22 protein-coding genes are annotated in these 23,575 nt (G+C 38.4%); 10 read left to right on the top strand and 12 right to left on the bottom strand.

Going from position 1 to position 23,575, the window contains the following annotated elements:
• From ABJD71_RS04160 to ABJD71_RS04120, 9 genes are all read left to right on the top strand, one after another.
• On the top strand, window positions 1-174 hold the full coding sequence (locus ABJD71_RS04160) for a cbb3-type cytochrome c oxidase subunit 3 (protein ID WP_348164959.1): 174 nt from the start codon (window positions 1-3) through the stop codon (window positions 172-174).
• On the top strand, window positions 167-1,123 hold the full coding sequence (gene ccoP / locus ABJD71_RS04155) for a cytochrome-c oxidase, cbb3-type subunit III (protein WP_348164956.1): 957 nt from the start codon (window positions 167-169) through the stop codon (window positions 1,121-1,123). Before ABJD71_RS04160 ends, ccoP begins: the two co-directional genes overlap by 8 nt.
• Window positions 1,124-1,203: 80 nt before the next feature.
• Entirely contained in the window at window positions 1,204-1,695 is a 492-nt protein-coding gene (locus ABJD71_RS04150) for a FixH family protein (RefSeq protein WP_348164953.1), read from the top strand.
• Between the two features lie 4 nt (window positions 1,696-1,699).
• Window positions 1,700-4,069: a heavy metal translocating P-type ATPase gene (locus ABJD71_RS04145; RefSeq protein ID WP_348164950.1), complete on the top strand. Its 2,370-nt coding sequence runs from the start codon at window positions 1,700-1,702 to the stop codon at window positions 4,067-4,069.
• Between the two features lie 13 nt (window positions 4,070-4,082).
• Window positions 4,083-4,274 carry a cbb3-type cytochrome oxidase assembly protein CcoS gene (gene ccoS / locus ABJD71_RS04140; protein ID WP_348164947.1) on the top strand — a complete coding sequence of 64 codons (192 nt, stop codon included), beginning with the start codon at window positions 4,083-4,085 and terminating at the stop codon, window positions 4,272-4,274.
• Window positions 4,267-4,938: a sulfite exporter TauE/SafE family protein gene (locus tag ABJD71_RS04135; protein ID WP_348164944.1), complete on the top strand. Its 672-nt coding sequence runs from the start codon at window positions 4,267-4,269 to the stop codon at window positions 4,936-4,938. The genes ccoS and ABJD71_RS04135 overlap by 8 nt, the downstream gene beginning before the upstream one ends.
• A 91-nt stretch (window positions 4,939-5,029) precedes the next feature.
• Window positions 5,030-5,968, top strand: coding sequence for a universal stress protein UspE (gene uspE / locus ABJD71_RS04130; protein WP_348164941.1), 939 nt, complete (start codon window positions 5,030-5,032; stop codon window positions 5,966-5,968).
• 171 nt (window positions 5,969-6,139) lie between these two features.
• Window positions 6,140-7,066: a tRNA 2-thiocytidine(32) synthetase TtcA gene (gene ttcA, locus ABJD71_RS04125; RefSeq protein WP_348164938.1), complete on the top strand. Its 927-nt coding sequence runs from the start codon at window positions 6,140-6,142 to the stop codon at window positions 7,064-7,066.
• 10 nt (window positions 7,067-7,076) lie between these two features.
• Entirely contained in the window at window positions 7,077-8,117 is a 1,041-nt protein-coding gene (locus ABJD71_RS04120; RefSeq protein WP_348164936.1) for a patatin-like phospholipase family protein, read from the top strand.
• Between the two features lie 195 nt (window positions 8,118-8,312).
• Here the strand turns inward: ABJD71_RS04120 and ABJD71_RS04115 are convergent, their stop codons facing one another.
• The 10 genes from ABJD71_RS04115 to ABJD71_RS04070 all read right to left on the bottom strand — a co-directional run bounded on the left by ABJD71_RS04115 (window position 8,313) and on the right by ABJD71_RS04070 (window position 17,691).
• A complete protein-coding gene (locus ABJD71_RS04115; RefSeq protein WP_348164933.1) occupies window positions 8,313-8,939 on the bottom strand; it encodes a DUF2987 domain-containing protein in 627 nt (208 codons plus the stop codon).
• Window positions 8,936-9,751: a glucosaminidase domain-containing protein gene (locus tag ABJD71_RS04110; RefSeq protein ID WP_348164930.1), complete on the bottom strand. Its 816-nt coding sequence runs from the start codon at window positions 9,749-9,751 to the stop codon at window positions 8,936-8,938. Before ABJD71_RS04110 ends, ABJD71_RS04115 begins: the two co-directional genes overlap by 4 nt.
• Entirely contained in the window at window positions 9,744-10,505 is a 762-nt protein-coding gene (locus tag ABJD71_RS04105; RefSeq protein ID WP_348164927.1) for a hypothetical protein, read from the bottom strand. Before ABJD71_RS04105 ends, ABJD71_RS04110 begins: the two co-directional genes overlap by 8 nt.
• Window positions 10,506-10,537: 32 nt before the next feature.
• Complete coding sequence (locus ABJD71_RS04100; RefSeq protein WP_348164924.1) at window positions 10,538-11,179, bottom strand: LysE family translocator; 642 nt, start codon at window positions 11,177-11,179, stop codon at window positions 10,538-10,540.
• A 1-nt stretch (window position 11,180) separates the two neighbouring features.
• Window positions 11,181-11,921: a Sir2 family NAD+-dependent deacetylase gene (cobB, locus tag ABJD71_RS04095; RefSeq protein WP_348164921.1), complete on the bottom strand. Its 741-nt coding sequence runs from the start codon at window positions 11,919-11,921 to the stop codon at window positions 11,181-11,183.
• Window positions 11,922-12,009: 88 nt separating this feature from the next.
• The gene (locus ABJD71_RS04090; protein WP_348164919.1) at window positions 12,010-12,642 is read right to left on the bottom strand and encodes a TetR/AcrR family transcriptional regulator; all 633 of its coding nucleotides are present in this window, start codon (window positions 12,640-12,642) and stop codon (window positions 12,010-12,012) included.
• Between the two features lie 49 nt (window positions 12,643-12,691).
• Window positions 12,692-14,884 carry a malate synthase G gene (locus ABJD71_RS04085; protein WP_348164916.1) on the bottom strand — a complete coding sequence of 731 codons (2,193 nt, stop codon included), beginning with the start codon at window positions 14,882-14,884 and terminating at the stop codon, window positions 12,692-12,694.
• Between the two features lie 58 nt (window positions 14,885-14,942).
• Window positions 14,943-15,443: an ureidoglycolate lyase gene (locus tag ABJD71_RS04080; protein WP_348164913.1), complete on the bottom strand. Its 501-nt coding sequence runs from the start codon at window positions 15,441-15,443 to the stop codon at window positions 14,943-14,945.
• Between the two features lie 20 nt (window positions 15,444-15,463).
• Window positions 15,464-16,510 (bottom strand): allantoicase, encoded by a 1,047-nt coding sequence (alc, locus tag ABJD71_RS04075; RefSeq protein WP_348164910.1) that lies wholly within the window; start codon window positions 16,508-16,510, stop codon window positions 15,464-15,466.
• A gap of 197 nt (window positions 16,511-16,707) precedes the next feature.
• The gene (locus tag ABJD71_RS04070) at window positions 16,708-17,691 is read right to left on the bottom strand and encodes an NAD(P)H-quinone oxidoreductase (protein ID WP_348164907.1); all 984 of its coding nucleotides are present in this window, start codon (window positions 17,689-17,691) and stop codon (window positions 16,708-16,710) included.
• An 80-nt stretch (window positions 17,692-17,771) separates the two neighbouring features.
• Between ABJD71_RS04070 and ABJD71_RS04065 the strand changes: the two genes are divergently transcribed.
• Window positions 17,772-18,959, top strand: a complete 1,188-nt coding sequence (locus tag ABJD71_RS04065) for a class I SAM-dependent methyltransferase (protein WP_348164904.1) — start codon at window positions 17,772-17,774, stop codon at window positions 18,957-18,959.
• Between the two features lie 52 nt (window positions 18,960-19,011).
• On the opposite strand, the gene ABJD71_RS04060 is transcribed toward ABJD71_RS04065, so the two are convergent.
• The gene (locus ABJD71_RS04060) at window positions 19,012-19,314 is read right to left on the bottom strand and encodes a PilZ domain-containing protein (protein WP_348164901.1); all 303 of its coding nucleotides are present in this window, start codon (window positions 19,312-19,314) and stop codon (window positions 19,012-19,014) included.
• A gap of 84 nt (window positions 19,315-19,398) precedes the next feature.
• Window positions 19,399-23,286 carry an ATP-dependent RNA helicase HrpA gene (hrpA, locus tag ABJD71_RS04055; protein ID WP_348165362.1) on the bottom strand — a complete coding sequence of 1,296 codons (3,888 nt, stop codon included), beginning with the start codon at window positions 23,284-23,286 and terminating at the stop codon, window positions 19,399-19,401.
• Between the last annotated feature and the right edge of the window lie 289 nt (window positions 23,287-23,575).

Below are 23,575 nucleotides of genomic sequence, written 5' to 3'. Positions count from 1 at the left end.
ATGGATTACGCTATGAGTGGCAGTATCTATACAGTGTTAGTGTTTGTTTGTTTTATAGGAATAGTTTGGTGGGCGTATAGTAAAAAATCAAAAGCCAGCTTTGACGAAGCTGAAAAGCTAATTTTTGATAATGAACCCCAACAAATAAATCGGGAGTCTAAAGTAGATGAGTAGTTTTTGGAGTATCTGGATTTCAGTTATAACACTGGGTTCGATTTTAGGTTGTTTTCTTTTGTTACGTTGGTGTCTGTCTAATAAAACAGGTATCGAAGAAGGCGAAGATATGCATCATGAATTTGATGGCATTATCGAAATTAACAATCAATTACCAAAGTGGTGGACATATTTATTTTACATATGTATCGCTTGGGGATTGATTTATTTGGCTCTTTACCCTGGCTTAGGGAGCTTTAAGGGCTTATTGAATTGGCAAAGCTCAAATCAAAAAATCCTTTCTTTAGAAGAGTCACGTGCCGCTGTCGAGCTGGTTAGAGACAATGGTGTAATTAGCCAATATGATAGAGAAGTTGCATTTGCTAACGAGCTTTACGCTCCTATCTTTGATGGCTATTACAAACAGCCGATTAAAGATTTAGCTAAGGATCCTGAAGCTCTTAAAATTGGACAACGTTTGTTTAGTCAAAATTGTTCACAGTGCCATGGTTCTGATGCGCGTGGTCAAAGAGGCTTCCCTAACCTAACTGATGACGATTGGCTGTATGGTGGTACACCTGAAAAAATCACTGAAACTCTCATCAATGGTAGGCAAGCATTAATGCCCGCCCAGCTAGATGCTATGGGTGAACAAGGGATAAAAGAACTAGTTTCTTATGTACTTAGCCTTAGTAACAGACCAGAGCTCGACCAAGACTTGGTTGATGCTGGTGAAGCTAGGTTTGCAATTTGTGCGGCATGTCATGGTCAAGATGGTAAAGGTAATTACGCATTTGGTGCCCCTAACCTAACCGATCAAACATGGTTGTATGGTGGTACTGAGAAAACAATTACTGAAACCTTAACCTACGGTAGAAATGGTGTAATGCCATCCTTTAAAAATACCTTAGGTGAAAAGAAGATCCATTTAGTCGCTGCATATGTATATAGCTTGTCTCAAGACAAATAGGCACATTCAGTTATAATAAGAGCCCCTGTAAATGCAGGGGCTTTTTATTTTGTAATTTAAACATAGAGCACCCTAACTAGATGCAATCTACACCTACAAAAATTTGGTATAAACAATTTTGGCCTTGGTTTTTAATATTTGTTCCTCTAACCTCAATGGTCTTAAGCTTTACTATGATGAGATTGGCTTTTACTTCAGAAGACAGCATGGTAGTCGATGATTACTATAAAGAAGGCAAAGGCATTAATTTAAAGTTTCAAAAGGTACAAAAAGCCAAAGACCTTAATATTCAAACATCGGTTAAAATTTCTGCTGAATATGTAGCTATTAGCTTTGTATCAGGGGCACCTAGTAAGGGGGAAGTGTTAACACTTAACTTCTTTCACTCTACCCAAGATTACAAAGATTTTTCGGTGACTTTGTTAAGAGACGCAAAAGGTGTGTATCGCTCACCACTTGAGGTTGATGTTTCAGGAAAGTGGCAAATTAGTTTGCAACCGTTAGATGAGGATTGGAAAATCCAAAAAGTTGTATCTCTTCCTATTGGACAACCTTTTGAGTTAAACCCTTAATTGTATGGAAGTTAAGTGTTTTCACTGTGGCCTAGATGTACCCAAAGGCAGCCAATTTGAAGCGTTAGTTATGGGACAACAAAAAACATTTTGCTGTCCAGGCTGTTTAGCTGTCGCTGAATCAATTGTAGAAAATGGTCTAGAGGATTACTATCACTACCGAAGTGAGTTTGCAGATAAAGCCTCAGAAGACAGCCAAGATATTCTCGAAAAACTATCCATATTTGATGATGACCTCATACTTAGTGAGTTTGTTGGTAAAAACAATAATGCCCATGAAATTCAATTGACCATTAGTGGTATTAATTGCGCGGCGTGTGGCTGGCTAATAGAAAAGCAACTTGCAAAGTTGAAAGGCATAATGCAGATTGCTGTAAATGTATCAGCAAGGAGAGCCACTGTCAGTTGGGACAGTAACTTGCTGCAACTAAGTACCATTTTAAAACATATAGAAAACATTGGTTATCATGGTAAGCCGTTTCAACCTGAACAGCACGAAGCATCTTATAAGCAAGAGAATCAGGCATTTTTGAAAAAACTAGGTTTGGCTGGTTTAATGACTATGCAAGTTATGATGCTAAATATAGGAGTGTTTTTTGACTTATTCGGTCATATTGATGCTCAAACAAAGCAATATTTCAATTGGGTAAGTTTGTTGTTGAGTACACCTGTACTTATGTACTCTGCATCAGGATTTTACGCGGGTGCTATTAGAGCTTTAAAAGCAAGAACTGTAAATATGGACGTGCCAGTCAGTATTGCATTATCTTTAACTTATCTAAGTAGCGTACTCGCTACCCTTCAAAATAACGGTCAAACTTATTTTGAATCACTCTGTATGTTCGTATTTTTATTACTGATAAGTCGGTATTTGGAACATGGTGCACGTTACAAAGCCTCACAACTATCCGCTAACATGCTTGAATATATGCCCACTATGGCAAATTTAGTTGAAAACAAACAACTCCGACCCGTACTAGCTAAATCTTTGAAATTAGAGCAGCTAGTCTTTGTTAAGGCCGGTGACCTAGTACCTATAGATGGGGTTATTATTGAAGGCAAAGGCCAGCTTAACGAAGCCATGTTAACGGGCGAATTTGAGCTTGTCAGCAAAACTAAAGGTGAAAGTGTTTACGCTGGTACGGTTAACCAACTAGGCACATTAACGATCCAAGTAACCAGTGTTTTAAAACATTCAGTCCTGAATCAAATTAATCAGTTACAAAATCAAGCCCTAGCTAATAAACCTAAGATTGCTGGTTTAGCTGACCGTTTTTCTCAATACTTTGTAGCAGCAGTATTAGTGATTTCAGCCATCACTTATTTGGTCTGGTCTCAAATAGATGCAGAGGAAGCTCTTTGGCATATGATTGCAGTACTGATTGCAACTTGCCCTTGTGCCTTAGGATTAGCCACACCATCTGCCTTATCCTGTGCTGTAGCTCATTTAAATAGCAAAGGCGTATTATTAAAACGGGCGGACGCTTTGGAACAAATTTCTACCGTTGACTGGATTGGGTTTGATAAAACTGGCACATTAACAGAAGGAAAGTTTTCGCTTGCTAAATGGGTCAATATTTCTGATAAAACAGAGGACTTTTGTTTCCAAATAGCCGCTTGTTTAGAGCAATATTCTGAGCATCCTATTGCCAGAGCCTTTGATGGAATTAAGCGCCCTTACCCTGTAGAAAATGTCTCTTCAGTCATAGGTAAAGGCTTAAAAGGCACTATCAATAATATTGAATATAAATTGGGCTCAGACTCTTATATGAAGCACTCTATTCCACTATCAATGGAAGCCTGTAACGTATTTTTAGAATCAGACACGGAACTACTTTGTGGCTTTACATTAACCGATAGAATACGCTCAAGTACAGCTGGAATTGTAGAGGGTTTTAACAGTAAAAAGGTTACGTTAATCAGTGGTGATGGAGAAGCTACGGTAAGTTCGGTGGCTAAAACATTGAATATTCCGAATTGGTTATCAAAACATTCACCCGAAGAAAAGCTGGCTGTCATTAAACATGCACAGTCTCATGGTCATACTGTGCTTATGGTCGGTGATGGTATCAATGATGCACCTGTATTAGCACAGGCCGATGTTTCCGTAACATTAGGCGTAAGCTCAGATTTGGCCAAGTCGTCAGCTGATATTGTATTACTTGACAATTCACTCGATAAAATAAATTTAGTATTTAATATTGCGCGTCGATGCAAAAATAAAATCAAACAGAATATCGGATGGGCCATTGGATACAATATTTTAGTTTTACCCCTTGCTGTCTCTGGGGTATTAACACCCTGGATGGCGGTCATTGGTATGTCTCTTAGCTCCTTAATTGTGGTTATCAACTCAATCAGACTTTTAAAATAATGGAAGGTGTTTAGTGAGTATTATTTATGTGTTGATCCCCATCGCTATTCTACTGGTTTGTATAGCAGTATTAGTCTTTTTTTGGGCTGTGAAATCAAATCAGTTTGATGATCTAGAGAGACACGGCAGTAGCATCTTATTTGACGATGACTTGCCCAAACATAAACAAAATCCCCCTCCTTCTAATTTAGATAATCATGAATGATCTGTCGTTTCTTTCTGCATTAGTAATAGGCTTGGCTGGAGGAGTACATTGTGTAGGTATGTGCGGCGGTATTGTTGGGGCGTTTTCATATGCCATTCCTAAAGGTGGTTCCACCAGACTTTATTCGCTTACTTATAATCTAGGCAGAATTGCCAGCTACACTATAGCTGGCGCGTTAACGGGCTGGTTAGGACAGATTGTATCCCAACAAATTGACCAAGGCATCGTCATTCTGCAATTTATGAGTAGTGTGTTTTTAGTCATATTGGCTTTATACATTGGTGGTTGGTGGCACGGTCTAACAAAAGTAGAGGCTATTGGGAGGCAGTTTTGGCGTTTGCTTCAACCTTGGTCAAAAAAAATATTACCTTTTAAAGGCCCGCTTCACGCATTGCCTTATGGTGCTATTTGGGGCTGGTTGCCATGTGGATTAGTGTACTCTGTACTTACTTGGTCATTGGCAAGTGGTTCTGCATTAAACGGAGCTCAAATAATGCTTGGCTTTGGGCTTGGAACCTTACCCATTATGCTTCTAATGGCCCTTGGTTTCGAAAAATCAAAAGCATACCTACAGCATCCATTAACTAAAAAATTTATGGGTATCTTGTTGTTATTCTTTGCGCTGTTTCAACTATATTTAACTTTCAAAAATTCTTTAAGATAACTAACTACTCTTTAGCTAATTAGTTGGCAGTATTAAACTTATTTTCATAAACTGATTAAGTGTTAACTTTTTCAATTTGAGAGGTAAGCCAATGCAATACAATAAAATTTTAGCGGTGATAGAACCAGATTCAGAGCAGCAGAAGTCTCTTTCACGGGCCCTTGAAATTGCACGCATGAATCAAGCAAGTATTACAGCTTTTCTGTGCATATATGATTTCGCATATGAAATGACAACAATGTTGTCTATGGATGAACGAGAAAATATGCGACAGGCTGTGGTTGATGATCGTACTGATTGGCTCAAAAATTTAGTAGCTAAAACGTTAGGACGTGAGTTTGTGAAAGTTGATATAAAAATTATCTGGCATAACCGCCCTTACGAAAGCATTATTCACGAAGTTTTAAAAAATGGACATGACCTAATCGTTAAAGGGACGCAACAACATGATACCCTTGAGTCAGTTATATTTACTCCCACTGATTGGCACATTATGCGAAAAGCCCCTGTTCCAGTACTATTAGTTAAAGAACACGACTGGCCTAAAGGTGGAAAAATAATCGCAGCTATAAATGTAGGGGCAGATGATGATGACCATATATCTCTCAATAATCAGGTTACTAAACATGCCAATAGCTTTGGATGTTTATTAGCTTCAGATGTATATTTAGTGAATGCTTACCCTAGTACGCCTATTAATATAGTTGTAAACATTCCTAATTTTGATCCTTCAAAACATCAAGAAACTGTCAAGATATATCATGAAGACTGTATGGTAAAACATGGTAAAGAATATCAAATACCTAGTGAGCAATGTCACGTAGGTATGGGGTTGCCAGAAGATGTAATCCCTGATTGTGCCTCCAAACTTGACGCCGAATTAGTCGTACTTGGCACCGTTGGTAGACAAGGTATTTCTGCTGCACTTATCGGGAATACAGCTGAACACGTCATCGATAGGTTAAATTGTGATGTATTGGCCATTAAGCCTGATAGGTTTGAATCTCCAATTAAGTTAGACTCGCCTTAGATAAACCTCCTAAAACAGCACATCGGGCTTAGAGCTTCAATAAAAGCTCTAGGCCGTATTATGATTCTAACAGCACCACACTTCCCCTCTTAGATAGCTAGCAAATATAAGGTATAATTCATTTAAAACCACCTAAATTCAAACTACTAGTTTAATGAAAGTAATAAATTCATGAGTCAAATGTCAACACAACAATTAAAATCCGATCCAAGCGTTCAAAAGAATCAGAAGCGTATCAGACACTTCACTGGTAAGGCGATAGCCGATTTCAATATGATCGAAGAAGGCGATAAAGTAATGGTGTGCCTTTCAGGCGGAAAAGATAGCTACACTATGCTAGATGTGCTGCTATACAAACAAAGAGTTGCCCCAATTTCTTTTAGTATAATCGCAGTCAATTTGGACCAAAAACAACCTGGGTTTCCCGAACATATTTTACCAGATTACCTTAGTCAAATCGGTGTGGATTTCGAAATTGTTGAAGAGGACACTTACTCAATAGTGGTAGATAAAGTCCCCGAAGGTAAAACTACCTGCGCATTATGCTCTCGCTTACGTAGAGGCATTTTATATAAGACCGCAAGTAGATTAGGAGCCACTAAGATTGCCTTAGGACACCATAGAGATGACATGTTAGAAACATTAATGCTAAACATGTTTTATGGCGGCCAGTTAAAATCTATGCCCCCAAAACTTGTTAGTGATGATGGCAAGCATATAGTTATTCGCCCCCTAGCCTATTGCACTGAGGCAGATATAAGTGAGTATTCGGCCAACAATCAGTTTCCAATTATTCCTTGCAATTTATGTGGTTCTCAAGAAAACCTACAACGGAAAAAGATTAAAAGTATGCTGCATGATTGGCAGAAAAGATTCCCTGGGCGCATAGAGAATATGGCAAGAGCATTGCAAAATGTTGTGCCTTCTCATTTAGCAGACAATAATCACTTTGATTTTGAAAACTTAAGCATCCAAGAGATGCCTTATGTCAACGGTAATATTGGATTTGACGAGCCCAACGTGGAAACCTTGTCTGATACTTCATCTAAGAAACAATTAGTAAGCTCGATTAATCAGCTGCCCATTACAAATATTTAAGGAAATAGAGATGAAAATTGGATTAGCTTTAGGCAGTGGCGCAGCTCGTGGTTGGTCACATATTGGAGTGATTCAAGCTTTAGAAGAAATGGGTATTAAAATTGATATCGTAACAGGGTGCTCTATTGGCTCATATGTTGGTGCTTCTTATGCATCAGGTAAACTTTCAGAACTTGCAGAATGGGTAGAAAGCCTAACAGAATGGCAAGTATTCGCACTAATGGGAGTGGGATTTCATAAAGGTGGTTTAATGAGTGGCCAAAAGGTATTTACCGCCCTTGAAGAAGATTTTACCTGTGAGACCTTTGAACAGTTAAATAAACCCTTTGCCGCTGTTGCGACTGACTTATACAGTGGTAGAGAAGTTAACTTTATGTCTGGATCGGTTGTCAGCGCGGTGAGAGCGTCTTGTTCGATTCCTGGCTTGTTTCCTCCTACTTTACATGGCAATAGATGGTTAGTTGATGGTGGTGTGGTAAATCCAGTTCCTGTTAATATGTGTAGGATGCTAGGTGCTGACTTTGTTATTGCCGTTAACCTTAGTGCGGATTTTAGGCCTCAATCACTTACTAATAGAGAAGTCGATCACGGTAATAACCAAAGGAAAACGTCTGATTTTTTTAAACGTAGTCAGAAACAAATTCAACAATGGTTTAAGAAAGACTCTAACAGTAGTGAAAATGTCGAGGAACACGATATCATTAACGACAATACGCAAGAGTCATGTTTGACTCAAGAGTGTTTGGACATATTAGAACCTGCTTTAGATAAACAAGATGAACACCAAGAAATAGCACTCACAAATATTCAAGCGCCGCCTGCACCGTCAATCATTAATGCAATGACTGGGTCTTTAGATATCCTATCCGCACGAGTCACTCGCTCTAGGCTTGCAGGAGATCCACCAGATATATTAATTGAGCCTCAACTTCGAGATTTTGGCATGATGGAGTTTTATCGAGCCAAAGAGCTTATTGCAGAAGGCCATGGCAGTGTAGAACGGATTGCCGCACAAATTAAATATCACCTAAGTCTGGATGAAATAGAATAATGAAATTTTCTAATCCTACGTAAATATATGTTCAATCTTTAGTGTTATCAATATCTTGTAAATACTAAGAGGAGCAAACGTTTTTGCGCCTATCACGGCGCTCTTAATTGAATAACATTAATGCTCATTAGAGCGACTTAAGAGACAAACAGAGTAAACTCGCAGGCTTATAGGCTCAACGCTTTAATCCAGCTATTATTCTATTGAGGCCGTGATCCGAATAGGTTTAACCGGAAAATCTAATTCAGGTTTAGCTTTAATTTGTGCTAAGTTTAGGGTTAATCGATTGTCTTTTACACGTCCCAATTGTGAATCTGATAACACTGTGCTCGAATCAAAATGAAATACTAAGCCATCAACCTCAGGCATCATAAAAGAAAAAATCCCACCCATATCATTAAAAAATGCCTGATACTGTTTTAATAAATATTCAAGGTCAGTATCTGAATAATGTACTGAAAGGTATTGCGGTTTGGTTTCTAGCTGAACCGACATGTCGCATTGATTAGCCTGATCTTCAATATCGACTAAAACTAAAGCCTTAGCCATTTTTAAGATTTTATCGGTAGGTACCGTAAATCGATAATTACCTTCAACAACCAACGGCAGCGTTTGCTTTTGGGTCACTATTTTAGCTGTAAGTACCTCACATAACCCTGGTTTTACTATATGTTTAAAGCCAAATGCAAACCTAAGCGCTTGAGTATTTTCATCTTGTAATTTTTTCACGTGGCTGTAGAAACTTGCATATTCTACATCTATGGTTTCTCCATAACTAAACGTGCTTAAACCAAAAAACAAACACAATAACGCTATTCTCATCGTTCTAACCCCATATATTTTTTATTAACTCTTAACATATTTAGCAACTCATCTATGTATTCTTGCCCTCTCTCAGAATAGGATATTAACCCTGTTGCTAACAATTCTGCAGATGCTTCATTGCCTTGCTCAAAGGATGATTGCCGCACCGCTCTAAGATCCTCATATGCATATAATCTATTAATGTTACGCATATATGTCATGACTGCGTGTGACAAATCTTTAAATTTAGCCACTTCATGAACTGCCCCATCATTGCGTTGTCTTGGTACAAAGCCACAATCTTTTTTGAAGCACCACAAACCAAAAAAGTTATAACCTTTTATGGCAAAGCGAGACGTTCCCCACCCTGACTCTATAGCGGCTTGCACTAACACCAAGGCTTCAGGGATAACATCAACTTTTGCCAGTAACTCTTTAAAAACAACTTCATTTAAAACATCGAATTCAACCGTATATTTTGTTAACAAAAAATCAAATAATGTTTGCTGGTTGGAAGTGAAGCCTTCTCCCTCTTTGTATAAAGTAAACAACCTAAATACTGCTTCTCGCTCTTTTATTATAATAGCGTTCTGTCTTTTAATTTCAGGCAACAAATAGCCAAAAAATGCCTGTTTTTTCTGGATAACATCTTTGTACTGATTAAAATTTGGGACTGGATCATTTTCAAATGTAAGCGTAGGCAATTTCAGGAACTCTACACTTAGAGGCCCAACACTAACGCTCTCATCGGAAGTGTTTTTCTGCACTGTCACAATAAACGTCACGACACTTAATAATATTGTGATTGTTGCTAAAGCTATTTTAAGCATTAAATATAGTTTCCTGTTTTGGCTTCTTATCATGCTTTTTGACATTTACACCAAATAGCTCTCGATATAACACACCTTTTAAATTGAAATAGAAGGGAATTAACCAAATGTAGGCGACCCCAAAAGTCAACATTCCCAATAAAAAAAGTACCAGAGAGCCAATATAGAAAAGACTTAAGCTCGGCCAGTGACGATTAAAAACCTTAAAAGATTGGATGATAGTATCTTTAGGTGCTAATTGTTTTTCAATTAATAACATCATTGAAAAACCGGTGGCCATACCTAAATAAACCGTTGTCACAATCCCAAAAAACAAACCGGCCAACGACAAAACTTGCCCTGCGACATCCACCAATATAGCTAATAATAGGGCCAACAGAATAATCACAAATGAACCAAATGCCCGTTTCAATAAAGGGAGAAAGGAAGGCTTAAGCCCTACACTGCGAAACATACCAATCAATAACATTGCCGCGATGATGGGAGCAGTAATAACGATAAACCCTAACTCCATTGTCACCTGTGTTCGTGGCGAAATTGCTGACATATCAGCAATACCAAAGATGCTTTGTAACACCCAAACAAATGCCATTACGATAAATAACATTAACATTACGCCTTGCATTACTTCGGCTTTGCCTTTTTTAGACAGCTCCCAAGCTTCAACACTTAATGTTTTTAGATCTATTCGGGTTTCGCCATTAATAGATTTTTCATAGCTACCACCGACTACTTTACACTCTTCTTGTTTCACTCATCACCTACTTAACATTAAACTTTATATATTCAGGGTAAAACTAAGCTTACCGCTAAAATAATTAAAACCGCTCCCATAACACGGTCAAACCAATAACCCTTTGAACCTATAAAGGCGCGGACCTTATCTGAACTTAAAATCACCGACAGAAAACAAAACCATAGCCCAGTCGCAATAGCCAAATATAAGCCATACGCTAATTTGACTAAATTTGGGGTGTCAGCGGATACAACGACAGCAAAAATAGATAAAAAGAATAGGGTCGCTTTTGGATTAAGACCATTAGTTAGAAAGCCAATCATAAACGCTTTTTTGTCTGAAATCATGACTCCACTGGCGCTACTAACCGAACTGCTGTCTTTTGAGGGAGCGGGACTGCGAATTGCTCCCCAACCGATATAAAGCAAGTATGCGGCAGCAATATAACTGATGATTTTAAATAAATCTGGATTGGCTTTAATCAATAAGCCAATCCCTAATAATGAATAAACAACATGTACCAGGATGCCAACGCCAACGCCTATGCTAGTTATTAACGCTAAGCGACGGCCGTAACGAATGCTGTGCTTTAACACTATAGCGAAATCTGGACCAGGGCTCGCCACTGCAAAAATATGTACACTTGCAATCGTTAAAAATTCCAACCAGTAGTGTTCTATGTACTCCAACAACTCAATAACCTTCTAGTAATGTATCAACAAAATCTGTCACAACTTGGGTAGCTGAACCATAATGTTTTTCAGAAAACTGATTAAAACCATCACTCGGCTCTAGATTTAATTCCACGCAGTGTACCTGATAATGACTTGCTAAATTTACAAATCCTGCGGCGGGATAGACCGTACCAGACGTACCGATCGATATAAATAGATCAGCTTCACGGAGCAATGATTCAATACGTTCCATATGCATTGGTATCTCTCCAAACCAAACAATATCGGGGCGCATGCCACTGCTAGGTTGGCAACATTTACATTGAGTTGCGCTGTCTATATCTTTTAAAGTTCCGGTATTTCTACCAGACTGCAAACACCTGGCTGATAACAAACTACCATGCATATGTATGATATTTTTACTGCCAGCCCTTTGATGCAAGTTATCAACGTTTTGAGTAACCACCCAGAGGTTGTCTGCCAACTTTTCTTCTAGTTTAGCCAAGGCATAGTGAGCCATGTTAGGTTTAACGTCTTTGCTGAATAATTGCTTACGTCTTTCATTATAAAAGCGATACACCAAGCTGGGGTTGTCACTGAAACCTTCTGGGGTGGCGACTTCATGAACTGAATGGTTTTCCCACAATCCATTATTATCTCTAAATGTTTTCAAACCTGATTCAGCAGAAATTCCAGCCCCTGTTAGTACGACAACCTTTAAACATGAAAGGTCATCAGGTAATGAAAAATTAGATAGCATGATAGTTTATTTTGATATGAATGAATAACGCGCGCATTATCCTTTTTAATGCCTTAACTGGCTAGTGGAAATTCGTTTTATGCAAGTTCTATGAGATGCCACAACCTTTCAAAACAATATGCGTGATAGATTGGACTATGCTTTCAAAATGCTCTTCGTTGAGTTGCTCTACATCTAACGCAGCCACAACTTGAACATTAAAATCTGCATAGTGTTGGGTAGCTCCCCAGATTAAAAACATTAAATGATAAGGGTTGATGTCATCCATTAAGCCATTTTTTATCCATGTTTTTATAACCTTTACCTTTTGCTCTAACCACAGAGTAAAGTCAGAAGATAAATAAGACTCAAGGGCATCAGCACCATGAATAATTTCACTTGCAAATATTCGTGAGCCTTCAGGATCTTCCATTGAGTATTTTACTTTAGAGCGTATATAACTCGATAAAGCCACTTTTGGGTCATCACAATCAGTAAAAGAATCAAAGTTTTTATTCCATATTGTAACAATATCAGTAAGCAATACCTTATAAAGCTCTTCTTTATTAGCAAAATAATAGTGTATGTTAGCCCTAGGTATGTTGGCTCTCTCTGCAATTCTTTTTATAGACGCCCCTTTGAAACCAAAGGTCACAAATTCTTTTTTTGCAGCATCTAAGATGATGGCAACATTCTTTTTACGAACATTGCCTACATCGTCTGGGCTATTTTTAACTGTCATGTTAGCCAACACCCGCAATAAATAGCAGTGCAAAAACCGCCATTGGTGTTCAAATTACAAGCAATTTAGCTTTGAGCTCTTTTCGTCTTTGATGTAATAAAGGCTCAGTATAACCACTAGGTTGCTCTTTACCTTTGAAAATCAAATTGATAGCAGCTTGAAACGCAACACTCTCTTCAAAGTTATCAGCCATAGCAATATAGCTAGTATTACCGACATTTTGAGCATCAACAACAGCAGCCATTTTTTGAAGGCTTGCCATAACTTGTTCTTCATTTAACAAACCGTGGTGTAACCAATTACAAATATGTTGGCTGGAAATCCGTAATGTGGCTCTATCTTCCATGCGACCGACGTTTTCAATATCTGGAACCTTTGAGCATCCTACGCCTTGGTCAACCCAACGAACTACGTAGCCCAATAATCCTTGCACATTATTATCCAGTTCATGCTGTCGCTCTTCCATAGATATTGAATCTGGATCTTTCAGCAATGGAATTGTCAAAAGCTCATCTAACTGATTACCAACTTCTGCCCCTAATGATGCTAAAAGTCTATCTTGTACATCTGTAACGTTTACTTGGTGGTAGTGCATTACATGTAGTGTTGCTGCTGTGGGTGAAGGTACCCAAGCACAACTTGCACCTGATTTAGGGTGGCCAATTTTAGCTTCCATCATGGCTGACATTTCATCTGGAATGGCCCACATCCCTTTGCCTATCTGAGCTTTACCTTTCAAACCTGCTGCCAAGCCAATTAACACATTGCGGCTTTCATAAGCACCAATCCAAGCTTCATTTTTCATTAACTCTTTACGGGCCATAGGGCCTGCTAACATAGAGGTATGAATTTCATCACCGGTTCTGTCTAAAAATCCTGTATTGATAAACGCCACACGGCTACTAGCAGCACGTATGCATTCTTTCAAATTAGCTGAGGTACGTCGCTCTTCGTCCATAATTCCCATCTTTATGGTGTTGGCTGGCAAGCTCAGTTTGTTTTCTATGGTGCTAAACAATTCATCAGTAAATGCCACCTCTGCTGGGCCATGCATTTTAGGTTTTACAATATAGATGCTTTTCTCTTTAGAGTTCACATACTGTGATGAGCCATTCAAGTCATGCAGTGATATTAAACTTGTAATAATACCATCTAAGATCCCCTCTGGTACTTCGTCATCATCACGGTTCAATACTGCATTTGTGGTCATCAGATGACCAACGTTACGAATAAACTGTAAACTACGTCCCGATAGACTAAATGCTTCTTCATCAACAGTGAGGTACTCTCGGTCTGGATTAAGTGAACGAACTATCTCTTTACCGCCTTTAACAATCTTTTCGGTTAAGTCCCCTTTCATTAAACCCAGCCAATTACGGTAAACTGCTGTTTTATCTTCTCCATCAACGGCAGCAATTGAATCTTCACAATCTTGAATGGTACTTAGTGCAGACTCTAAGACAATATCTTTAACTTGAGCTAAATCTGTTTTACCAATAGGGCTATTGGCGTCAATTTGTATTTCAATATGTAAACCATTATTCATGCACAAAATAGCTGTTGGACTGGCTAGGGTGCCTATAAAGGCTACAAATTGTTCAGGCTTCGCTAAAGCACTTTTTGAGCCCGACTGAAGCTCTACAATTAGCTGTTTATCTTTTATAAGATAACGAGAGGCATCTTTGTGAGCGCCTGATTCTAAAGGCAAGCATTGATCTAAGAACTCACGTCCATATGCTACTACTTTAGCGCCTCTAATAGGATTGTAGCCCTTGTTAGTACTTTCTTTTTCATCGACTATGATGTCAGAACCATACAAAGCATCATAAAGACTCCCCCACCTCGCATTTGCGGCATTTAAGGCAAATCTGGCGTTCATTAAAGGCACCACCAATTGCGGGCCAGAAATTAACGCAACTTCGGCATCTACATTGTCAGTGGTTATTTTAAAATCAGCGCCCTCTGCAGTTAAGTAGCCAATATCACTTAGAAACTTTTTGTAAGACTCATGATTGAACGGAGTATTTTCATCAGCTTTATGCCAAGCATCTATTTGCTTTTGCATCTGCTCTCGAATATCAAGTAAGGCTTTATTTCTTGGAGAAAATTCGTCCATTACATCGGCAAATGAACGCCAAAAATCATGACTACTTATATCTAAACCAGGAAGCACCTCATCATTTACTAACTTATGTAAACATTCAGCGACTTGATAGCCATGTTCAATTATTCGTTCATTCATTCTTTATGTCCTGTTTTGCTAACTAAGTTATTAACCACTTCCCAAAAGGTAAAAAAGCCTACCAAGGCTCAACTACGATAGAGCCATCTAGGGTAACTACATCACAGTTGTCACCGTCGCCCCCTCTATCAACCACTAAAAAGTCACTAACCTGACTCAATGCTAAACAGTAATGATGCCAGGTGCCTTTATGATAATTAACGCCTTGATCTGCGTGGGCTAAAAACACTTCAATTTTATCCGTGTCTAACTCACCTTTTGGCGCAACAACAACTAAATAAGGTGCACTTCCCATCGGAATGAATGCTTGGCTAGACAAAGGGTGCCTCTCCATCATTTTTATGGCGATAGGCTGAGCCAAAGGGGTCGATCTAAATATGTTGATTAAGGTTCTTCCATTGTTTTCACTCACATCAACCGTTGCTAAATCATGATACCTTTGGGTATACCCATCATTTATACTAAAATTAGTAGACTCTGAATTTACTTCAATCACATCTCCAAAAGCCTCAAACGACTCAGAAGTTAATGCTTTAGGTTTTACTAATTGATTTTCCATCAAACTAACTTCCCCATGTATTACGCTGTTGGTTTTCCGAAAACTCGCATACGAGATATGCCGCCGTCAGGAAATATACTCAAGCGTACATGTGTAAATGCTTGACTAGTTAAAGTTGATATTTCTTCAATAAATAAATGTTCTCTATGGGCGTATAATTTTGTTTTCTTGATGATAGGTTGCCATTGCACGTCTTGGTCTACAAAGTCGTCATTATCAGTACTTGTACCTTCTAACATAAAGGTGTCTGGGAAATTACCTTTAAAGTGACACGTATCAATCAGCACTTTCTCAACTGTTCCGGGCACCGCTAATTTAACAATGGACCAATCTGGCCCAGGATCACGCCTGCGTTTAGTTTCCCAGCCGTCGCCCATGTCTTTACCCCGCCCTGGCATTATCAGATTATTCTTATCACTAAAAAACATGTCACTCACTAATAATGCTTTTGCGCCATTTTTGATATAGGCCAAGTCTATTAACTCGCCTTCAACAAATTGCCCCCAATCTACGTCAGCTTCTCCATAGACACGAAGTCTAGCGACTCCCCCATCGGGGAATATATTGAGTCTGACGTGTGTCCAAGAATCATTGTTGTTAATTTCAAATAAGTTTTGGCTATGGGCTGCGACTTCATTTTGTTCAAGAACGGTAACCCAAAGCGTCTCATCGTCAGGTTGTGTAGTACTATTACAGGCCTCTACTGAAACACTTTCAGGGGCGTTACCTCTGAAGTAATTGGTGTCTATATCAAAACCTTTAATCTTTCCCGGAATACCTAATCTAATAACGCACCAATCAAAATCTCGACCATTATCTCGCCCGTAACTGCGTCTCGACTCCCAACCATCCATCCACTTACCACGTTCTGTATACTTATCATCTATAAAAATTCCACGGCCAGGTTTTAGTAGGTTTTCCATTTCAGCAAAAAAATCATCACTACATGAAAGGGTTTCACCACCCACTCGTTCACTCACCAAGTCAATAAAATGGGTTTTTAATTTCATTTCTAATGTGGTCCCTTTTTCATCTAAGGTATTTTGTGCTTGAGTATCTTTAATCATTTACGATTTCCTGGGCGTTTATATACAAGGTGTTGGGCGAGATAATCGCTATGCACAACAATTAACAACAATGAGCTGAGATAAAAGTGAGGTTAGATTAGTAGAATCAAAAAAACCTGACACTTGTGTCAAGTTTTTATTCTAATCAATCTATTCTTAACTGTACAGCTAACATGACCACTTTTTATAGTGATTCACTACCAACCCACTACCAATTTCCCTTGTGTGTCATTATTTTCGATGCGTTGGTGTGCGTCTGCTAATTTTGCTACTGAATACTCGGTATCAATAATGGATACTAGCTGGCCGTTTGCAAAGTCAGCTAAACAAGCATCAGTAAACTTTTTAATGAGCTCAGCCTTATATACATCACTTCTATTTCTGAGGGTTGAGCCTTTAATAGAGGCGCGTTTACCTAGTAAAAGGGCTATATCAAGGTTATCGGCATAGCGGCCAGACAACATCGCGAGATATAAAATTGTGCCATCTATATTTAATAACTTAAGATTTCGGTTTAGGTAATCGCCTGCAACAAAATCAATTACTAAATCACAACCGTCCCAGTTGTTTTTTATCTCAGCTACAAAGTCTTGTTGTGTATAATTAATAAGAATATCTGCCCCTAAATGCTGACATAAGTCTAATTTAGTCGCACTTGAAGCAGTAGTGGCTATTAAACAGTCATGACTTTTTGCAAGCTGGATGGCTGCTATACCTACACCACTAGCACCAGCATGTATTAATACCTTTTGCTTACATTGAAGATGTGACTCCACAAATAGGGCCTGATAAGCCGTTAAGAAACATTCTGCTATACCTGCAGCTTGTCCGAGATTAATATTTTTAGGAACCATCATTACATGCTCGGTGTTTATAACAGCATATTCTGCGTAGCCGCCTCCAGCTACCAAACCAAAAACTTCATCCCCAACTTTAAGGTGAACGGGTTTAGCTTGACTATCATGTATAGCAATTACCTCCCCACTTACTTCTAAGCCTAATATTTCACTTTCATTCAACGGTGGCGGATATTTACCCTGCCTTTGCAAAGTATCCGCTCTATTGATACCGAAGTATGCGACTTTCACTAAGACATGATTTTCAACTAATACTGGGATAGCTGCTTCTGCTACGCTAAGAGAGCTTGGATCTCCACCCTTAATATGCTGTATAAACTTCACTAAACTAGACCGCCTTTTATGTTTTGCATTAAATTGACCTGATGTACAATCACCGCAAATTTTTAAACTGAAGTTATCCTATGCCATCCAGCGTTATTTTACAGCCAGGTCGAGAAAAATCATTATTACGCCGCCATCCTTGGATTTTTTCTAGGGCAATTGAAAAAACCATAGGAAGAACCAATAGCGGAGATACTGTCGATGTTTTTTCACATGATGGTGACTGGTTAGGACGTGGTGCTTGGTCCCCTGAGTCGCAAATACAAGTTCGTATCTGGACTTTTGAGAAAAATGAAACAATCGATAACGGCTTTTTTCAAAGACGAATAGCGACGGCTCAAAGCAGCAGAGAAGAATTAATAGCTAGGCATGGTTTAACAGGTTACAGGTTAATAGCCGCAGAGTCTGATGGCCTGCCTGGTATTACCATCGATAGATATGCCAATGTCTTAGTTTGCCAGTTATTATCTGCGGGAGCTGAGAAACATAGAAGCAAAATAGTTTGGGCTTTAACTAAACAGTTTCCTGACTGCTCTATTTATGAAAGAAGTGATGTAGCGGTTCGCAAAAAAGAAGGCTTAGAATTAGTTACTCAAGTATTACATGGTGAAGTGCCTGATGAAGTAGTAATAGAAGAAAATGGTGTCAAAATACTCGTCAATGTAAAAAAAGGACATAAAACAGGTTTTTACCTCGATCAAAGGGATAATCGTGCTATTGCAGCTAAGTATGCTAAAGAAAAAGAAGTATTAAACTGCTTTTGTTATACAGGAACCTTTGGAAGTTACGCTCTTATGAATGATGCAAAGTCTGTCACGAATCTAGATGTGTCAGACCTTGCCTTGACGACAGCCAGACGAAACATTGAAATCAACAATCTAGACGCCTCTAAAAGTGAGTTTCTAAACCTAGATGTGTTCCAAGCACTACGAGATTTTAAACAGGAAGGTCGGCAGTTTGACGAGATTATTCTGGACCCTCCAAAGTTTGTTGATTCTAAAGGTTCCCTAACTCGAGCTTGCAGAGGGTATAAAGACATTAATATGTTAGCAATGCAAATAATGCGACCCGGAGGGATCCTATGCACATTTAGCTGTTCTGGACTATTATCATTTGATTTATTTCAAAAAGTAGTAGCAGATGCTGCATTAGACGCGGGAAGAACGGTGCAAATAATAGAAAGAATGAGTCAAGCCGCTGATCACCCTGTCTCGACTAATTATCCTGAAGGCTTTTACTTAAAAGGGTTAGTTTGCAAAGTCATATAAACCCTAAACAATCATAAAAAAGTGGCCATTGGCCACTTTTCTAGTAGTGCAATTATTTCATTTCTAAAATTTCTACACCGATAGTGCAGGTGTTTTCTTTATTAGATTCACACCATATCACCTTAGTATCAGCCGTTAATGATGGAATCTGAGCGTTGGTAGACTCAATGTAAACATTGATTAAAGTACCTACTTCCACTGAGCTTTCTTCTAATTCAAATGACATACCTGTTGCACTAATATCCTTGCAAACGGCTTGAATTGAACGTGAAGATTGATCATCTACAATCTTAAGATCGCAAATAGAATTTACCATCATTCTAAAAAAATTGCGTTTATCGTCGTATCCTAACATCTCATACCTCTCACTGTTTAATCTTCTCCCCTTGTTTATAGGGTGCTTAGTTTATAAAGTCAACGATTGTTACCAAAGGTTAGACTAAAGAGAGTCTAAATAAGTTAATATACGTTTTATTGATATAGGTGTTGATGTCCCCAATTGCTGAGCAAAAAAAGATACGTGTAACTCTTGTAATAGCCATCTAACTTCTTTTAATTGAGAAGGTAAAGGCTGATTAGCAGGTAGCTTATTACATTTATTTTTATAAGCGGACTCGGCTTTTTCTATATTCAACTGATGTAACTTATCTTTCGTTGGGTCAACTGGTAATTTTTCTAAACGTTTCGTGATGGCTTTTACGTAACGCTGCCAATCGCTTAATTTTTTTGCACCCACATCAGCTACAAAACCTTTGTACACTAAACTATCCAGCTGCGCTTTAATATGACCATGGGCATAGATTAAATTGAGTGGTACATTTCCTTTCATTTTTTTCTTAATCCCATGAGCTATGGTTAATCCAACTTCTACTTTTTGGGCAATTTCCAAGACTTCTTCATTAATATCTTGTCTTACAAATTCACTGACCTTTTGAAACTGCACTTTATCGCGAATATCAGTATTAAACTCTACACAATATCGTTCAATCATGTGATCGACTGCAGCATCGATACAGTCATCTATCAGAGCTTTAATTTGCCCAAAAGGATTAAAATACAAACCGAGTTTAGCTTTATTGGGGAGCTTGTCTTGTAAATATTTAACGGGGGAAGGTATCGATAATATGACTAGTTTACGTAATCCAATTTTATGTGATTCTAGCGCGATATTTGGTTGTTCAAATAATTTAACCGCTACTGTTTTACCTTCGTTGACTAAAGCTGGGTAAGCTTTAATTTCATACCCTGAGTTTTTATTAATAAACTCTTGGGGGATAGTATCAATACTCCAATCTACTAGCCCAGACTGCTCAACCTCTGGTGTGGCAACTTGCTGTAAGTTTTCCTTAACTTGTGACTGTAGTTTGAGTTGTAACTTTATTAAATCTCGACCCTGCTCAATCACAGAGCCTTTATTATTTAGGACTTTAATATTAAAAACTAAGTGAGGAGGTAGCTTATCTAGCTGCCACTCTTCTATATCTACCACAACCCCTGTCATACGTTTTAATTTTAAAGATAAACTAGGTAGAAAAGCTAAAATCTCACCTTTTTTGTCGAATTGCTGCATATCTGCTATGCAAGCATCAGCATAATTAGGCGCAGGGACGAAGTTTTTACGAATAGATTTAGGTAAGCCTTTAATAAGAGCGATAATGAGTTCGTGCCTTAATCCAGGTATAAGCCAATCTAAGCCCTGGGGAGTAACTTGGTTTAATAGCGCCAAGGGCACCATTAAACTGACGCCGTCATCTGTATCCTTAGGATCAAAATGGTAATCCAAAGCCAATGTTAGATTGTTTTGCTTAAACGTTTCTGGAAAAGAGTGAGCATCAATATGACTGGTGGTTTTCTTTAATAAGCTTTTAGGATCAAAATTGAGTAATTCTGGCGTAGTGGCTGAGGCCTTCTTCCACCACTTTTTAAAACTAGTTTCTGAGCAAACATAATCGGGAAGTTTGTCAGCATAAAATAGAACAAGGGTCTCTTCATCAACCAAGAGATCTCGCCTACGGCTCTTATCTTCAAGGTTTTCTACATTTTCAATAATACTTTGATTATGAGATAAAAAAGTAAAATTCATTTTACTTTCCATGTTCACTAATGCCTCACGAATAAATATCTCTCGGCTAGCCACAGGGTCTATCTGACTAAAGTTTCTTCGTCTTTGGTTTACTATCACCAATCCATATAACGTTACCTTTTCAAACGCTTGTACAACCCCTTGTTTCTTTGACCAGTGAGGCTCTGAATACTCAGTTTTTGTTAAATGTGTTGCTAATTCTTCTATCCATTCGGATTCAATTTTAGCTGCAACACGTCCAAATAAGTGTGCCGTTTCAACTAGTTCAGCCACCATAGTCCACTTAGGCTGTGACTTAGCTAATCCAGAGCCTGGAAAAATCATAAAACGGCTATTACGAGCACCCAGATATTCCCTGTCTTTGTCTTTAGTACCAATATGCGATAACAAACCAGAAATAATTGCTTGGTGAATTGTTTGATAACTGGCTTCTTGTGTCGTAATACCAAACCCAAGTTCGGCACATGATTTTTTCAACTGGCTCACAATATCCTGCCACTCACGCATTCTCATAAAATTAATGAAATTCTTTTTACACCAAGTACGCAATTGATTAGAAGATAACGATTGTTGTTGCTCTTTAAAGGTTTGCCATAATTGAAAGTACCCTAAAAAATCAGACTCTTTATTAGTAAAATCTTCGTGTTTTTGATCTGCTTGTTGCTTTTTATCTTGCGGGCGCTCCCTTGGATCTTGGATACTCAACCCTGCCGAAATAATTTGTATTTCGTGTAAACAGTTTAACTTATCAGCTTCTATCACCATTCTGGCGTATCTTGGATCTATCGGTAATTTAGCTAGTTGTTTACCTTTAGCCGTAAGGCGCTGTCTGCCCTTTTCATTATCAATTGCACCCAGTTCTTCTAATAATTTAAATCCATCATTGATACTTCGCGAATCAGGGGGTTGCACAAACGGAAAGGCATCAATTTTTCCAAAATGTAGTGCCATCATCTGTAAAATAACAGATGCTAGATTAGTTCTTAGTATTTCAGGGTCGGTAAATAAATCTCGGTTTAGGTAATCTTCCTCAGAGTACAAACGAATACAGATACCGTTCGAAACACGGCCACAACGCCCTGCCCTTTGATTAGCAGAGGCTTGGGAGATGGCTTCTATCGGTAAACGTTGTACTTTACTTCTGACGCTATACCTTGAAACTCTTGCTGTTCCTGGGTCAATTACATACTTAATACCAGGAACAGTTAATGATGTTTCAGCTACGTTTGTTGCTAACACAATTCTGCGGCCAGAGTGAGCAGCGAACACTTTGTTTTGTTCAGCGTTGCTCAATCTCGCATACAGTGGCAATACTTCTGTATGCCGGTACTGACGCTTATTTAAGGCATCAGCCGTATCTCGTATTTCTCTCTCACCACTTAGAAAAACCAAAATGTCACCAGGCTTTTCTGTAATTAATTCGTCAACGGCCTCAGTGATAGATTGAATTTGGTCGTAGTCACCCTGCTCCGTTTCTTTGTAACGAATCTCCACAGGGAAGGTTCTGCCACTGACTTCGATAACGGGCGCATCATTAAAGTGTTTTGAAAAACGCTGAGGATCTATGGTTGCTGAGGTAATAATCAGCTTTAAATCAGGGCGACGAGGTAGCAGTTGTTTCAAATATCCCAAAATAAAATCAATATTCAAGCTTCTTTCATGAGCCTCATCGATAATAATGGTGTCATATTGATTTAGAAACTTATCTTGTTGAATTTCGGCAAGTAAAATACCGTCAGTCATCAATTTAATATAGGTACTGTCTGTCACTTGGTCAGAAAATCTAATTTTAAACCCTACATGATCACCTAATGGTGTTTTCAATTCGTCCGCTATTCTATTAGCGACTGTCCTTGCAGCCAAACGTCTAGGTTGGGTATGCCCTATTAATCCCCTGACACCTCGGCCTAATTCTAAGCAAATTTTGGGTATTTGAGTTGTTTTACCAGAGCCAGTCTCACCCGCTATGATAACGACTTGATTTGTACCTATCGCTTCTGCTATTTCTTGCTTTTTTTCACTTACTGGTAAATCTGGGTAATTAATCTTTGGGCACTGATTGAGCCTTGTCTCATATAAAGATTTAGAGCTTTGAATATCTTCATTGAGTTTGAACAAGTATTCCTGTTGTTTTTCACTGGATATTTTTGAATTGCGATGCAGCCTAGCTAGCAGCCGGAACTTATCTTTCGAAAGGCAAGACGAAATGTCTTCAGATAATTGTTTAATACTAATTTTATTCATTGGGACTTGTTCAGGAGACAAAAATAACGCTCTACTTCTAGTTATAGGAATTGGTTTCAATAAAAATTAGGAACGATCCTAGAAGAAGAGCAATACAAATTCCAGCAAAATAAAAATTTACACGGGTTAGGCTTTATTTAAGGCTGCACATCCGAATCATTATGCCTTAAATAACTCAAAGACTCTGTTTAACCAACCAAGAATAACTAAACGACCTATGTTTCAATTAAATTCAAGTTTGTATAAACATTAGAATCAAAACATAATAAACAAAATAAACAATCCAAGG

The organism is Paraglaciecola sp. (assembly GCF_039943935.1).
Classification (GTDB): Bacteria; Pseudomonadota; Gammaproteobacteria; order Enterobacterales; family Alteromonadaceae; genus Paraglaciecola.
Note: the sequence above shows the minus strand (reverse complement) of the source record. Positions and strands in the feature narration are given on the sequence as shown.

What these genes read in the sequence shown, in the direction of transcription:
- ABJD71_RS04060 (WP_348164901.1), bottom strand. Translation starts at nt 19,314, where the DNA reads ATGTTAGGATACGACGATAAACGCAATTTTTTTAGAATGATGGTAAAT.
- ttcA (WP_348164938.1), top strand. Translation starts at nt 6,140, where the DNA reads ATGAGTCAAATGTCAACACAACAATTAAAATCCGATCCAAGCGTTCAA.
- cobB (WP_348164921.1), bottom strand. Translation starts at nt 11,921, where the DNA reads ATGCTATCTAATTTTTCATTACCTGATGACCTTTCATGTTTAAAGGTT.
- ABJD71_RS04120 (WP_348164936.1), top strand. Translation starts at nt 7,077, where the DNA reads ATGAAAATTGGATTAGCTTTAGGCAGTGGCGCAGCTCGTGGTTGGTCA.
- ABJD71_RS04110 (WP_348164930.1), bottom strand. Translation starts at nt 9,751, where the DNA reads ATGCTTAAAATAGCTTTAGCAACAATCACAATATTATTAAGTGTCGTG.
- ABJD71_RS04080 (WP_348164913.1), bottom strand. Translation starts at nt 15,443, where the DNA reads ATGGAAAATCAATTAGTAAAACCTAAAGCATTAACTTCTGAGTCGTTT.
- ABJD71_RS04085 (WP_348164916.1), bottom strand. Translation starts at nt 14,884, where the DNA reads ATGAATGAACGAATAATTGAACATGGCTATCAAGTCGCTGAATGTTTA.
- alc (WP_348164910.1), bottom strand. Translation starts at nt 16,510, where the DNA reads ATGATTAAAGATACTCAAGCACAAAATACCTTAGATGAAAAAGGGACC.
- ABJD71_RS04160 (WP_348164959.1), top strand. Translation starts at nt 1, where the DNA reads ATGGATTACGCTATGAGTGGCAGTATCTATACAGTGTTAGTGTTTGTT.
- ccoP (WP_348164956.1), top strand. Translation starts at nt 167, where the DNA reads ATGAGTAGTTTTTGGAGTATCTGGATTTCAGTTATAACACTGGGTTCG.
- ABJD71_RS04135 (WP_348164944.1), top strand. Translation starts at nt 4,267, where the DNA reads ATGAATGATCTGTCGTTTCTTTCTGCATTAGTAATAGGCTTGGCTGGA.
- ABJD71_RS04065 (WP_348164904.1), top strand. Translation starts at nt 17,772, where the DNA reads ATGCCATCCAGCGTTATTTTACAGCCAGGTCGAGAAAAATCATTATTA.
- ABJD71_RS04090 (WP_348164919.1), bottom strand. Translation starts at nt 12,642, where the DNA reads ATGACAGTTAAAAATAGCCCAGACGATGTAGGCAATGTTCGTAAAAAG.
- hrpA (WP_348165362.1), bottom strand. Translation starts at nt 23,286, where the DNA reads ATGAATAAAATTAGTATTAAACAATTATCTGAAGACATTTCGTCTTGC.
- ABJD71_RS04115 (WP_348164933.1), bottom strand. Translation starts at nt 8,939, where the DNA reads ATGAGAATAGCGTTATTGTGTTTGTTTTTTGGTTTAAGCACGTTTAGT.
- uspE (WP_348164941.1), top strand. Translation starts at nt 5,030, where the DNA reads ATGCAATACAATAAAATTTTAGCGGTGATAGAACCAGATTCAGAGCAG.
- ABJD71_RS04145 (WP_348164950.1), top strand. Translation starts at nt 1,700, where the DNA reads ATGGAAGTTAAGTGTTTTCACTGTGGCCTAGATGTACCCAAAGGCAGC.
- ABJD71_RS04150 (WP_348164953.1), top strand. Translation starts at nt 1,204, where the DNA reads ATGCAATCTACACCTACAAAAATTTGGTATAAACAATTTTGGCCTTGG.